At 61.8% G+C, this 12,359-nt stretch carries 12 protein-coding genes and 1 tRNA gene; 7 read left to right on the top strand and 6 right to left on the bottom strand.

Annotated elements, in window-relative coordinates:
* Window positions 1-111: 111 nt before the first annotated feature.
* Window positions 112-795 (bottom strand): ureidoglycolate lyase, encoded by a 684-nt coding sequence (locus OKW26_RS29530; RefSeq protein ID WP_429355987.1) that lies wholly within the window; start codon window positions 793-795, stop codon window positions 112-114.
* An 853-nt stretch (window positions 796-1,648) separates the two neighbouring features.
* Here OKW26_RS29530 and OKW26_RS29525 point away from each other — a divergent pair.
* The 7 genes from OKW26_RS29525 to OKW26_RS29495 all read left to right on the top strand — a co-directional run bounded on the left by OKW26_RS29525 (window position 1,649) and on the right by OKW26_RS29495 (window position 6,891).
* A complete protein-coding gene (locus tag OKW26_RS29525) occupies window positions 1,649-2,134 on the top strand; it encodes an SgcJ/EcaC family oxidoreductase (protein WP_429355986.1) in 486 nt (161 codons plus the stop codon).
* Between the two features lie 271 nt (window positions 2,135-2,405).
* Complete coding sequence (locus OKW26_RS29520) at window positions 2,406-2,531, top strand: PliI family lysozyme inhibitor of I-type lysozyme (RefSeq protein WP_143037115.1); 126 nt, start codon at window positions 2,406-2,408, stop codon at window positions 2,529-2,531.
* Window positions 2,532-2,613: 82 nt separating this feature from the next.
* Window positions 2,614-3,873 carry a putative Na+/H+ antiporter gene (locus tag OKW26_RS29515; RefSeq protein WP_429355985.1) on the top strand — a complete coding sequence of 420 codons (1,260 nt, stop codon included), beginning with the start codon at window positions 2,614-2,616 and terminating at the stop codon, window positions 3,871-3,873.
* Window positions 3,874-4,364: 491 nt separating this feature from the next.
* On the top strand, window positions 4,365-4,670 hold the full coding sequence (locus tag OKW26_RS29510) for a DUF4148 domain-containing protein (RefSeq protein ID WP_184068778.1): 306 nt from the start codon (window positions 4,365-4,367) through the stop codon (window positions 4,668-4,670).
* A gap of 383 nt (window positions 4,671-5,053) precedes the next feature.
* Complete coding sequence (locus OKW26_RS29505; RefSeq protein ID WP_090801418.1) at window positions 5,054-5,410, top strand: hypothetical protein; 357 nt, start codon at window positions 5,054-5,056, stop codon at window positions 5,408-5,410.
* A gap of 126 nt (window positions 5,411-5,536) precedes the next feature.
* Window positions 5,537-6,508 (top strand): Tim44 domain-containing protein, encoded by a 972-nt coding sequence (locus tag OKW26_RS29500; RefSeq protein ID WP_429355984.1) that lies wholly within the window; start codon window positions 5,537-5,539, stop codon window positions 6,506-6,508.
* 119 nt (window positions 6,509-6,627) lie between these two features.
* A complete protein-coding gene (locus tag OKW26_RS29495; RefSeq protein WP_429355983.1) occupies window positions 6,628-6,891 on the top strand; it encodes a hypothetical protein in 264 nt (87 codons plus the stop codon).
* A 362-nt stretch (window positions 6,892-7,253) separates the two neighbouring features.
* Here the strand turns inward: OKW26_RS29495 and OKW26_RS29490 are convergent.
* The 5 genes from OKW26_RS29490 to pepN form a co-directional block, all read right to left on the bottom strand.
* Window positions 7,254-7,329 (bottom strand) — tRNA-Thr (locus tag OKW26_RS29490).
* Window positions 7,330-7,403: 74 nt separating this feature from the next.
* On the bottom strand, window positions 7,404-8,420 hold the full coding sequence (locus OKW26_RS29485; protein WP_090801408.1) for a class 1 fructose-bisphosphatase: 1,017 nt from the start codon (window positions 8,418-8,420) through the stop codon (window positions 7,404-7,406).
* An 85-nt stretch (window positions 8,421-8,505) separates the two neighbouring features.
* Window positions 8,506-8,958 (bottom strand): HigA family addiction module antitoxin, encoded by a 453-nt coding sequence (locus OKW26_RS29480; RefSeq protein ID WP_090801406.1) that lies wholly within the window; start codon window positions 8,956-8,958, stop codon window positions 8,506-8,508.
* 16 nt (window positions 8,959-8,974) lie between these two features.
* Window positions 8,975-9,256 (bottom strand): type II toxin-antitoxin system RelE/ParE family toxin, encoded by a 282-nt coding sequence (locus tag OKW26_RS29475; protein WP_090801404.1) that lies wholly within the window; start codon window positions 9,254-9,256, stop codon window positions 8,975-8,977.
* A 196-nt stretch (window positions 9,257-9,452) separates the two neighbouring features.
* On the bottom strand, window positions 9,453-12,149 hold the full coding sequence (pepN, locus tag OKW26_RS29470; RefSeq protein WP_429355982.1) for an aminopeptidase N: 2,697 nt from the start codon (window positions 12,147-12,149) through the stop codon (window positions 9,453-9,455).
* Window positions 12,150-12,359: the final 210 nt, after the last annotated feature.

Genomic DNA, 12,359 nt, shown 5'->3' with positions numbered 1-12,359 from the left:
GATACCTCGTGCGCGTGGCGCGCGCCTCATCACTCTCATAAAGGGATGCGATGCTGGCGAACTGAGGACGTATGTCCGCTGGACCTGGCGGGAGCGGGTGTTCCCTACGCGCTACAGCTGTAGGCTGCCGCCTCGAAGAGGTTGGGCGTCGCGGGCAATCGGTGCCTCGAGGAGACAACCAAACTCGCGGGCAAAGTCGACAGAGACGCGCGCGTGGACGGCGCCCTGCTTGTCAAAGAACCGCTGGGTTCCTTCGAGAGTGAACACACCTTCATGCCAGATGTTTGGATGGATGTAGAGGCCCTGCTGTCCATCAAAGCGAAAGCACACGAACTTCTCTGGCGCTATGTCGTCCCCGGGCAGCGCCAAGGGAACGTAGAACGGGCGATGGTCGAGAGGAAAGAACAGTTGTCCACCGTCTGGGTGGTAGTTCGCGTGCCAAAGCAACATGCGCTCCGGTACATTGGTGTTGTCGTCACGGGCTGCTTCAGGCTCCACTGCGTACGCAAGGATGTAGTTGCCGCCCACAGCCTCGTTTCGACCGTACAGAATGTCCCCGCGCCATTCGCTCACAAATGTGCCTTCGGTCGTGCCTGCCTCATCACCGGTTCCAGGGTCAACGGGCCTTGCACCCACTGCCGGCCACTGCACAATCTCGATCGAACACTCGCTCGGGTCTGCTACAAGCCTGCCGAATCCATCAAGCGTTGTGGGGGTCGCATCGACCACGGGCATTGACACGCGCCGAAGACCAGAAGGAAGGCTGGGATTGAGGTAATCGATTTCTTGGGTCATTGCGGCAGTCTACAGGAGTAGAACGTACCGACCGCCGATGATCGAACAAAGAGTTTGACCGCCGCTTGTCCACGTGGAAACGGCCACTGGCACAACGTCGGACCTGACGTGGGAAGTGGGTCGGCTACGGAAGTTGGCGGCGATGCTGCGGCGCAACCGCAGCAACACAGGTCGACCGTCCGGGCCCGGCCCTTTCGGCCGTTCGACACAGCGGGCTGGATTGTCAACAATGCGTTCTGGAACGCACTAGCGAGGCGATCTATCACTCTGTCCAAATCGTGCATGCCGTCGAACGTGAAAAGAATTTTCGACGGCGCGAATTGCTTGATTATCGTTTGAAGTAACGAATGTCCTGCGCCTTCCAGACAAAAGACTACCAGGTCGATATCAGAGGGACGGTCTGCGCTGTCCTTTGCAACGACCCCACAACCACCGCACCGGCGCATTCAGGCGATTCTCGAAGAGCATCGGCGATCCGAATGAGAAGCGCGATCACTTCTATAAAGAAATCCGCTCAACCTCTTCAAACCGGATCGCGCTCGAATGTTGGTCGTAGCGTTGCGTCGTGCGCGTCGACGCGTGAGTTTCCACGCTTGCAACGTCATCAGGCGTCTGTTCGCGCGAAGCGTTTGCGAACAACGAGGCTAAAACTTTCCTATTACGTCATAGTTGACGAATACATCAATAGTGGGTGTAATATCACAATACGTCCCAGACAGGTCGACTGACGACATAGCTGGCTGGCCGTTGGCAGGCGGCGATACCTGAAAGGTTCCCTTGTAGCCTAAGGCGCCTGGTGGCTGTAGTTTCCCGACTCCTCGTTGGCTCTCGTTTAAATGGATTGAACGCAAAAATGAAGAAGATTTTGATCGCCGCCGCAGTTGTTTTCAGCACTAGCGTGTTTGCAGGCGAAGCCCTCGTACCGAAGGTCTATCGCGAAATCGCCGTGGCGCCGACGAATCAGCGCGAAGCTGAAATCGCGTCGCTGTTCGATCGGTGGAATGAGGCGCTCGCAACGGGCGACGCCGACTCCGTTGCCAGACTGTACGCACCCGATGCCGTACTGGAGCCAACGGTTTCCAATGAAGTCCGCACGACTCCCGCCAGCATCAAGGACTATTTCGTGAAGTTCCTGAAGCTGAAACCGCACGGTACGATCAACCTCCGCGAGATCCGCTTGCTGAGCGACGATTCGGCGCTGGACACGGGCGTCTATACGTTCGACCTGGTGAAGAACGGCAAGCATCAGAAGGTGCATGCGCGCTATACATTCGTGTACAAGAAGGTTGATGGGGAGTGGAAGATCCTCAATCACCATTCGTCGGCGATGCCGGAGTAACACTCCATTGAACAACGGGTCCGTGCCAGGCGATCAGATGTGAATGGCTGAGCGCGTTAGACGCCTCACGCCAATTGCTGCCGCGCATGCTTCACGCGCGGAATCGAGGGGAATTTCGGCCGCCAACCCTCATAGATCAAATGAAACTGTCAACTGGCGATTGAGTCCGGCTAGCCCCTCGATAAGAATTTAAGTTCAACGAATTCCAGGCGCCGCTCGGCCCTGCCGCCAGAATTCTGGATTGACACAATTAATTTGCACTACAAACCTCATGGCGGCCTCCGGAAACTTTCTCGAAGTCGACGCGCTCAGGATCGGCCTCCACACGGTCAGGCTGCTTGCCCGCGTCGATACCGATACGCGGCACGATGTCGTGGCTACGCTGAGAGCTGCCTAAAAGCGAGGCCAGCGATCCGGCCGGCGGCAACACCAACCGCGTGCGTTCCAGAGTCCGTTCCATCGCCATTCAAAGCGAACACATGCCACATTCAGTTGAAATCGCCGGCACAGTCATCTTCGGACTGGCCCTGCTCCATACGCTCCTTGCGAAACGCTTCGAGGTTCTGGCCCACCGGCACCCGCACCACGCGGGCCTGTTTCACTTTCTCGGCGAAGTGGAAGTCGTCTTCGGCCTCTGGGCCCTGATCCTGTGTCTGGCTATCGTCGCGCTGGCCGGTTCTGCGCAGGCCGTGGCCTATGCTGAATCGCGCTCCTTCACCGAAGCCCTGTTTGTCTTCGTGATCATGGTGATCGCCGCGAGCCGGCCCATTCTCGACGCGGTCACGACGCTCGTGTCGCACATCGCGCGTGTCCTTCCCGTCAAGACGGAAACAGGCGTCATCTGGCTTTCCCTGACCCTAGTTCCGTTGCTCGGCTCGTTCATCACGGAGCCGGCCGCAATGACGCTGGCAGCGCTGATCCTGCGAGACCGGCTTTTCAGGTCGCCGATCGCCGAACACTGGAAATATCTCACGCTCGCGGTGCTGTTTGTCAACGTGTCGGTCGGCGGCATGCTGACCGCCTATGCCGCGCCTCCGGTGCTGATGGTTGCCGCCGCCTGGGGATGGGACAGCGCGTTTATGGCGGCGCAGTTTGGCTGGAAGGCGGCCATTGCCGTGCTGGTCAACGCAACAGGCCTGCTGCTATTCATGCACCGCAAGCTCCCGAAGCACGCAGAGCGCAACGACGCGCCCGCCGCCGCGGTTCCCGTTCCGACGGGCGTCACGCTGATACACACCGGCTTTCTCGTCGCGGTGGTGCTGTCGGCCCATCACCCGGTTGTCTTCATCGGCCTCCTGCTTTTCTTTTTGGGCTTCACGCAGGCATACGAGCAGTACCAGTCGCCGCTGATGTTGCGCGAGAGCCTGCTGGTAGCGTTCTTTCTCGGAGGCCTGGTCGTGCTCGGGGGTTTGCAGCGATGGTGGCTGCAGCCGGTCGTCGCATCGCTCGATGCTTACGCACTTTATGCCGGCGCGCTTGGCCTGACGGCGATCATGGACAACGCGGCGATTACCTATCTCGGCTCGCTGATCGCGGGCCTTCCGGACCAGGCGAAGTACATGCTGCTGGCCGGCGCAGTCGCTGGAGGCGGACTCACAGTGATCGCCAACGCGCCGAATCCCGCAGGACTCGCCATCGTGCACAAGGGATTCCATGATGAGTCAGTCAGCCTGGTCGGCCTGTTGCTCGCTGCCGTCGTGCCGACGTGCGTCGTCTCGGCAACGCTGCTTTTGCTGTAGGCTGCCGCACCGCTGTCCGGCAGTGCGCCCAACTGGGTGCGATTCGATGGCGCGCAGTCGCAGGACGCCGGGCCACGATGAATAACGTCTTGCGGCGATAACCAACACCGGCCTGGATTTTGCACGAGACCACCACGACTGCGCAGGTCGCGGCCAGCGGCATGACGAATGCGCGTGACGGCAGCCTGCACTTAGCCGCGCAGACCGGCATTCCATCCCCCTTCCAGTATTAGCGACAGTTTCATTGCATTCTTGCGCCGGGGCGAATTCGTTTCGCTCCGGCGTTTCGTCGTTTGTAATTGCTTTGCGCCGCGAGGTACCCCGATGACGTTGCAGATGCGGAAAGTATCTGTTGGGTGAAAGGTGATTGTAATGATGTGTTAAACCGATAAACTGGCTTCAACGACTAAGCACACAGGCTTCCGCCCCAGCGGTCGTTGTTTCGCTAACCCAGTATTTTCTGTTTCTGAAATTAAATTGGAGAATTAACCATGGCTAAAACATTCATTCCGGTTATCGCACTCGTTTCGGTCCTCGTTCTGCCGACGATTGCATCCGCTAACAGCAACGGCCCCCTCACCCGTGAGCAAGTGCGCGCGGAGCTGGCCCAGCTGCGGCAAGCGGGCTACGACGGCAACCACGGTGACGCGCACTACCCCACGCACCTCCAGGCCGCGCTGAAAAGCGTGGCGGCTCAGCAGGCACTCAGTGGCCACGGTGGCGTGAAATCGGGCTCGGCCGCTTCCGGCGCACCGACCCAGGTGGCCTCGGATCATTCGATCTACAAAGGAAGTTAATGGGCTATCAGCCGGATGGCCGGGCGCTTTCGACTGCCCGGCCCGGTGATCTCCGGCGAGCGGCATCGTCGCCGCTTCATCGTCTGCAACCGGGCCTGCATTCAGCCGCGCAGACCGGCATTCCATCCCTTTCCAATATTAGCGTTTCATTGCATTTTTGCGCCGGCGCGAATTCGTCATTCGCTCCGGCGTTTCGTCGTTTGTATTGCTTTGCGCCCACTGGGGTGACGTTGCAGACGCGACAAGTATCTATTGGGTGAAAGGTGATTGTAATGACGCGTTAAACCGATAAACTGGCTTCAACGACTAAGCACTCAGGCTTCCGCCCCGGCGGTCGTTGTTTCGCTAACCCGTCTTTTCTTTCTGTTTCTGATGGAGGTCTCATGCAAGTCCTGTTCAAGTCCTGCGACATTGAAGCTGCACGCTTGCGCAGCTTCGCGCGCCAACGCACCCAGTTTGTGTTCCGCCGGATGGCCTGGCTGGTTTCCCGGGCCACCGTCAATCTCTCCGACGTCAACGGCCCGCGCCGCGGACTCGATAAGCGTTGCCAGGTGCAGGTGCAGGTGCCCGGTGCGAATCCGGTCGTGGTGACGTCGATTGCGAAAGATTGGCGCGGCGCCCTCGATCTCGCGCTTGCCCGCGCCGTTTCTTCGATCGTCCGCAGGCGCCAGGCGCGCGTCGCGAGGCGCCGCGCGAGTCAACGCGAGTGCACCTGGAGCGCTGAGCCTGATGCCGTCTAAGCAAGCCATGCTTGCACGGCTACGGTGGCATCGTACGAGCGGTATTGCTCGCTATTTGCGGTCCGCGATGGAAAGACGCGTTCGGGCGACCTTCGCGAGTTTCTGTCCTACACGAAAGAGATTCTTATGTATTCGCACACAATCAATCAGTTGCGACGCCTTGCGAGTGTCGTGACGCGTGGTGCAGCTGTCCTGGCCATGGCGCTAGTGCTCGTCGCGGGCACTGTCGCATCCAACCATGCCGAAGCGAAGCGTATTGGCGGTGGTAGTAGTGTCGGCCGCCAGTCGCAGACGGCGTCGCCGTCCGGGCAAGGCCAACGGAGCCAGCAAGCTCAACCGGCGCAGCAGGCCGCGCCGGCGGCCGCTGCCGCGAAGCCAGCCAACCGCTGGATGGGCCCGCTCGCCGGCCTGGCCGCAGGACTCGGCATTGCCGCGCTGATGTCGTCGTTGGGGCTGGGTGAAGGGCTGGCCCAGATGCTGTCGAGCGTAGTGGTGATCGGCCTCGTGATTGTCGCCGGCATCATGCTGTTCCGCTTCATTGCCAACCGGCGCCGTCCGGATCTCGCTTATGGGCACGACGCGGCGAACGGGCAGCGCGTGAACGGCTCCTTGCTCATGAATCAGAGCGGGCAGGCGGCGCCTGAGACGAATTTCGGTGCCTGGCCGCGCACAGCGATGAATCCCGCCGCAGCGGCACAAACAACGACAGTGCCGGGGCTGCCTGTCGGGCTCGATCAGGCGGTCTTGCTGGCATCGGCCAGGACCTTGTTCCTGCGTCTGCAACGCGCCTGGGACCAGAACGAACAAGGCGACCTTTTCGAGCTGACAACCCCGGAAATGTTCGCGGTGATCAAGCGGGACCTGGAAGATCGGGGCAACCAGCCGAGCCATACGGAAATCACGCAGTTGGACGTGGAATTGTTGAGCACGGAACACAATGGCAGCGAAACACTGGTTAGCCTTCGCTTTCACGGCCAGATGCGGGAAGACGAGGACGCGCAGACGGCGCAACCGTTTGAGGAGGTTTGGAACATCGTGGGCCACGAGCATGGCGACCCGGCCTGGCGACTGGCGGGCATACAGCAGATTGGCCGTTAGCATCGAGCGCGGTCGGAACCGGCAGCGGCTCGCTGCCGGTTAGCCCACAAGCGCTATTGCGCGACTCGCAAACGGCAAAAGACCAAAATCCGACGTCACACAAATCCGGGACTCATTTTATGCGCCGAGACTACTTTTCTCTTTGCCTGGCCACTGTCACGATGACATGCTTGCTAGGCGCTTGCGCGGCCTCGCCGCCCAGCAGCCCGTCACCCGTTGTCGGTGCAGATCGCGATGCACATGGTTGTATTGGTTCGGCTGGGTATTCCTGGTGTGAATCCACGCACCAATGCGAACGTCCTTGGGAACTCGCCAGGCAGAAGGGTTTCGCGCTCTCCGCAGAACAGTTTGCTCACTACTGCACGACTGGATCAGCCGATTGATCAATGACTTCAATGCGCGGACGCGTCAACGGTGGCCTCGGGCGAGCAGCGTGCATGCTCGATAGAAATCGGCTTGGCCCCACTTGTCGGCACTGGCAGATTTCCTGATTATGCCGGCAGGAGGCTGTGTCGCATCCCCATCTCAAGGCGGCCATTCGGCCGACGGACAAGCAAACGGCAGAGCAGGGTCGAACTCGGCCAGATGCGCCAGGCTAGGCTCGGCCGACAGTTCGTGAAATATTCGAGAACCTGGCCGTCCGAAAACACATCTAGTTGACGTGAAATGCCTACGCAGCGCCTACACAGGCTCCAGAAAACAAAAAGCCCAGTCGCGAGGACTGGGCTTTTTGCTTGAAACTTGATGGTGCCGGAAAGAGGAATCGAACCCCCGACCTTCGCATTACGAATGCGCTGCTCTACCGTCTGAGCTATTCCGGCATCAGGAGAACCGAAATTATAGGGACTACTTTAGCGCCTTGGCAAGCCCCTTGAGGCATTTTTTTCTTTCGAGATCACTTCTTCGCTTCGAGGTGATAGCGGGTCACGCGATCGACCTCGTTCTTCGAGCCGAGGAACACCGCGACGCGCTCGTGCAGGCTCTTCGGCTGGACGTCGAGAATGCGCTTCTCGCCGTTGGTTGCGGCGCCGCCCGCCTGCTCGACGATGAACGCCATCGGATTCGCTTCGTACATCAGACGCAGCTTGCCCGGCTTGTCCGGCGTGCGCTTGTCGGCCGGGTACATGAAGATGCCGCCGCGACTCAGGATGCGATGCACGTCGGAGACCATCGACGCGATCCAGCGCATGTTGAAGTCGGCCTGACGCGAGCCGTCCTTACCCGCCTTCAGCTCGCCGATGTATTGCTGAACCGGCGGATACCAGTGGCGTTCGTTCGACGCGTTGATCGCGTACTCGCGCGTTTCGACGGGAATGCGCATGTCGCTTTGCGTGAGCACCCACGAGCCGAGCTCGCGATCGAGCGTGAAGCAGTTCACGCCGTTACCGGTAGTCAGCACGAGCACCGTTTGCGGGCCGTACACCGCATAGCCCGCGGCGACCTGCTGCGTGCCCGGCTGCAGGAACGATTGCTCGGTGGCCTGATGGCCGTCCGGGCAGCGCAGCACCGAGAAGATCGTACCGATCGACACGTTCACGTCGATGTTCGACGAGCCGTCGAGCGGATCGAACACGAGCAGATATTCGCCCTTCGGATAGTTGGCCGGAATCGGGAAGAATTGTTCCATCTCCTCGGAGGCCATGCCCGCGAGGTTGCCGCCCCATTCGTTCGCCTCGAGCAGAATTTCGTTCGAGAGGATGTCGAGCTTCTTCTGCACTTCTCCCTGGACGTTTTCGCTGCCCGCCGAGCCGAGCGCATCGCCGAGCGCGCCCTTGCTGACGTGGTAGCTGATCGCCTTGCACGCGCGCGCGACGACTTCGATCAGCAGGCGCAGGTCGGCGGGCAGGTTGTTGGTTTCGCGCTGCTGCTCGATCAGGTACTTCGTGAGAGTGGTACGACGTTGCAAAGACATTGCTGTACTCCGGAAGGCTAGAAGAATGATGGGATTTTAACCGCTCGTTTGTGTCGGCTCCGTGCTTTTGGTCGCACGGCCGGCTTCAGGTCTTGCGGCGCGCCTTGGCCGAGACGGTGCCGCTGACGCTGGCCGCGAGGGCCGCGGCCCGGGCGTGTCCGGCCGGCACGCGGGGCAGTTTCGGGCGCTCGGCGCGCGGCATCGGTTCGATTTCCCGTTCGATCTGCTCGCCGGCGGCGGCGGTGGCGACGCGCAGGTCGTAGGCGATTTGCAGATTGAGCCAGAACTGCGCGCTGGCGCCGAAGTAGCGCTCGAGCCGCAGCGCGGTATCGGCGGAGATTGCGCGGCGGCCGCGCACGACGTCGTTGATGCGCGGCGCCGGCACCCGCAGCGCGAGCGCGAGCGCGTTGACGGACATGCCGAGCGGCTCGAGGAACTCGCTGCGCAGAATTTCGCCCGGATGGATCTCGGCAATGGCCGCGCCCGTATCGATGTCGGAGAAATCGATGCTGTTGAGCGCGGAGCGTTTGATGACCATGTCGGTCTCCCAGTAGTCAGTGATAGTCGATGATCTCGACATTCAGCGCGTCCTCGCCGACGAAGTGAAAACAGATGCGCCACTGCGCATTGATGCGGATGCTCCATTGCCCGCTGCGCTGACCTTGCAAGGCTTCGAGCCGGTTTCCGGGCGGCGCGTGCAAATTCGAGACGGAGCTCGCGGCGTCGATCATCAGCAACTTGCGATGCGCTAGCGCCTGGATCGAGCGTGGCAACGAATGCACGAACCTGCCCTGGAAAATTCTTGCGGTGGCCTTGTCTGCGAATGTCGTGATCATCGAATCGTATAACGTACCGCGTTAAATGTAAACCATCAAACCTGTACGTATACTTTCTGCCCGGCGAGCTCCGATGAACAGTCGGCCAAACGGCTAACGGCGCGATACGAGCGCGTGAACGCAGCTGAAAACAACGCGAAAAAAAGCCGGCAACGCGTGCCGGCTTTCCGATGTGACTCGGGAACTCAGAGAGGCATCACGCCAACGCCTTCTCGACGATCTCGCGCACGTCGCGCGACTTGACCTGTGCGGCCACTTTCTCGAGCGCCGCGCGCATGCTGTCGCGCAGCGCCGGCGTGAAGCGTCGCCACAGTTCGAGCGAGCGCGCGAGGCGCGCGGCCACCTGCGGATTGAGCGCGTCGAGCGCGATCACCTGCTCGGCCCAGAATGCGTAGCCGGAGCCATCTGCCGCGTGGAACTGCGCGGGGTTCGCCGCGCAGAAGCTGAAAATCAGCGAACGCGCCCGGTTCGGGTTCTTCAGGTTGAAGGCCGGATGCGTCATCAGCTTGCGCACCGTATCGATCACCGGATGTCTTGCGCCGCCGCGCTGGGTGGCCTGCAACGCGAACCATTTGTCGATGACGAGCGGCTCCTTCTCGAAGCGTCGATAGAAGTCGTCGAGCGCGTGCTGCGCCTCGGGGCTGCCGCCTTGCGGCGCGGCCGCGTTGAGCAGTGCCGACAGCGCGGCGGCGCGGTCGGTCATGTTGTTCGCGGTTTCATATTGCGCGGCCGCGACACGCACGGCGTCCGCGGAGTCGTCGAGTTCGGTCAGATACGACAGCGCCAGATTCTTCAGCGCGCGATGACCGGCGGCCTCGGGCGTCGTTTCATAGGCGCCCGGCGTGCGATGCTGCTCGTAGACCTTCAGCCAGTCGTCACGCAGCGCATTCGCGAGGCGCTTGCGCACGAACTGCCGTGCCGCGTGCACCGCGGCCGGATTCGATTCGGCCATCTGCTCGGCGAGATACGCTTCGGACGGCAGCATCAGTGCGAGCTCGCGGAACGCCGGCGACAGCGTCTCGTCGGTCAAAACGCGCGCGAACGCGGCGACCACCGAGTCGTCGAACTGCAGCGCCGCGCCCGTGGCCGCGCGCGCGGCCAGCGCGAGCAACTCGCGCGTGGCAAGCCGCTGGCCGGCTTCCCAGCGGTTGAACGGATCGCTGTCGTGCGCGAGCAGGAACGCGAGCTGTTCGCCCGTGTAGTCGTATTCGACGATCACCGGCGCCGAGAAATTGCGCAGCAGCGACGGCAGCGGTTCCTGCCCGACGTTGACGAACGTGAAGGTCTGCTCGGTCTGCGTGAATTCGAGCACGCGCGTGGTCGACTCCGACGCCTTCGCCTCGCCGTCGAGCTGCAGCGGCAGATCGCGGCCGTCCTTGCCGATCAGACCGATCGCGAACGGAATCAGCAGCGGCCCCTTCTGCGTTTCGCGCGCGGCCGGCACGGCATCGCCGTAGCCCTGGCGCAGTGTCACGCTGTAGCGCTGCTGCGCGGCGTCGTAGCGCGTGCGCACCGACACGCGCGGCGTGCCGGCCTGGCTATACCAGCGCTCGAACTGCGCGAGGTCGCGGCCGTTCGCGTCGGCGAGCGCGTGACGGAAGTCGTCGCAGGTCACGGCCTGGCCGTCGTGACGCTTGAAGTACAGGTCCATGCCGTTGCGAAAGCCGTCGCGGCCGAACAGCGTCTGATACATCCGCACGACTTCCGAGCCTTTCTCGTAGACGGTCATCGTGTAGAAGTTGTTGATCTCGACGTAGCTTTCCGGGCGCACCGGATGCGCCATCGGGCCCGCGTCCTCGGCGAACTGCATCTGGCGCAGCACCCGCACGTCCTCGATGCGCTTGGTCGCGCGCGCGGCTTCGTCGGTGGCGCCGCCCGCCATGTCGGCCGAGAACTCCTGATCGCGGAACACCGTCAGGCCTTCCTTCAGGCTCAGCTGGAACCAGTCGCGGCAGGTCACGCGATTGCCGGTCCAGTTGTGGAAGTACTCGTGGCCGACCACCGCCTCGATGTTCGAGAAGTCGGTGTCGCTGGCCGTTTCGGGGTTCGCGAGCACGTACTTCGTGTTGAAGATGTTGAGCCCCTTGTTCTCCATCGCGCCCATGTTGAAGTCGCTGACCGCGACGATCATGAAGCGGTCCAGATCGAGCTCGAGCCCGAAGCGCTGTTCGTCCCAGCGGATCGAGTGGATCAGCGAATCCATCGCGTGACGGGTCTTGTCGAGATCGTGCGGCTCGACCCAGACCTGCAGCAGCTTTTCCTTGCCTGAGCCGGTCTTCACGCGTTCTTCGAGCGCGACGAGCTTGCCCGCGACGAGCGCGAACAGATAGCTCGGCTTCCTGAACGGGTCTTCCCAGCGCGCGAAATGGCGGCCGTCGGGCAACTCGCCTTGTTCCAGAAGATTGCCGTTCGACAGCAGCACCGGATAGTCGGCCTTGCTCGCGCGCAGCGTGACCGTGAAGCTCGCCATCACGTCGGGGCGGTCGAGGAAATAGGTGATGCGGCGAAAGCCTTCGGCCTCGCACTGCGTGAAGAAGTTGCCGCTCGACACGTACAGCCCCGACAGCGTGGTGTTTTCCGCGGGATTGCAGATGCTGGTGAGGGTCAGCTCGAAGCTGTCCGGCACGTCGTCGAGCAGCAGGCCGTGCTCGTGGGGGTGCGCGTTCGGGAATGGCTTGCCGTCGATCGCGGCGCTGACGAACTCCAGTTGCTCGCCCATCAGTTCGAGATGCGCGGCGCGCGACGCATCCGGGTTGCGGCGAACACGCATCGTGTTCCTGACGACCGTGCGTTCGGGGACCAGATCGAACTCGAGCGCGACGGTGTCGATCAGGAAGGCGGGCGGCGCGTAATCGGCGCGGCGGATCAGATTGGGCGTTGCGGTATCGGCCATGGCGTTCTGTGGTGGTGTACTCGAGCGGTCGGGCGCGCAAACGGCGCGCAAGCCGGGCTTGGTCGACTCATTGTACAAAGCCTCGGGCAATCGTGCGGAAGGGAAGGGGGCCGAGTCTCGGCGCCGGGTAGCGCTGCCGCTTTCGACGGACAGGGGAAGAACCTTTTACCGGCTGGCGAGGTCAGCGTATTATCGGGCGCCGCGCGTGGC

It is taken from the genome of Paraburkholderia sp. 32 (assembly GCF_050435345.1).
GTDB classification, from domain to species: Bacteria; Pseudomonadota; Gammaproteobacteria; order Burkholderiales; family Burkholderiaceae; genus Paraburkholderia; species Paraburkholderia tuberum.
The sequence above is the reverse complement of the archived record's forward strand: the minus strand, read 5'-3'. Positions and strand labels throughout refer to the sequence as shown.

What these genes read in the sequence shown, in the direction of transcription:
- OKW26_RS29530 (WP_429355987.1), bottom strand. Translation starts at nt 795, where the DNA reads ATGACCCAAGAAATCGATTACCTCAATCCCAGCCTTCCTTCTGGTCTT.
- OKW26_RS29525 (WP_429355986.1), top strand. Translation starts at nt 1,649, where the DNA reads ATGAAGAAGATTTTGATCGCCGCCGCAGTTGTTTTCAGCACTAGCGTG.
- OKW26_RS29520 (WP_143037115.1), top strand. Translation starts at nt 2,406, where the DNA reads ATGGCGGCCTCCGGAAACTTTCTCGAAGTCGACGCGCTCAGGATCGGC.
- OKW26_RS29515 (WP_429355985.1), top strand. Translation starts at nt 2,614, where the DNA reads ATGCCACATTCAGTTGAAATCGCCGGCACAGTCATCTTCGGACTGGCC.
- OKW26_RS29510 (WP_184068778.1), top strand. Translation starts at nt 4,365, where the DNA reads ATGGCTAAAACATTCATTCCGGTTATCGCACTCGTTTCGGTCCTCGTT.
- OKW26_RS29505 (WP_090801418.1), top strand. Translation starts at nt 5,054, where the DNA reads ATGCAAGTCCTGTTCAAGTCCTGCGACATTGAAGCTGCACGCTTGCGC.
- OKW26_RS29500 (WP_429355984.1), top strand. Translation starts at nt 5,537, where the DNA reads ATGTATTCGCACACAATCAATCAGTTGCGACGCCTTGCGAGTGTCGTG.
- OKW26_RS29495 (WP_429355983.1), top strand. Translation starts at nt 6,628, where the DNA reads ATGCGCCGAGACTACTTTTCTCTTTGCCTGGCCACTGTCACGATGACA.
- OKW26_RS29485 (WP_090801408.1), bottom strand. Translation starts at nt 8,420, where the DNA reads ATGTCTTTGCAACGTCGTACCACTCTCACGAAGTACCTGATCGAGCAG.
- OKW26_RS29480 (WP_090801406.1), bottom strand. Translation starts at nt 8,958, where the DNA reads ATGGTCATCAAACGCTCCGCGCTCAACAGCATCGATTTCTCCGACATC.
- OKW26_RS29475 (WP_090801404.1), bottom strand. Translation starts at nt 9,256, where the DNA reads ATGATCACGACATTCGCAGACAAGGCCACCGCAAGAATTTTCCAGGGC.
- pepN (WP_429355982.1), bottom strand. Translation starts at nt 12,149, where the DNA reads ATGGCCGATACCGCAACGCCCAATCTGATCCGCCGCGCCGATTACGCG.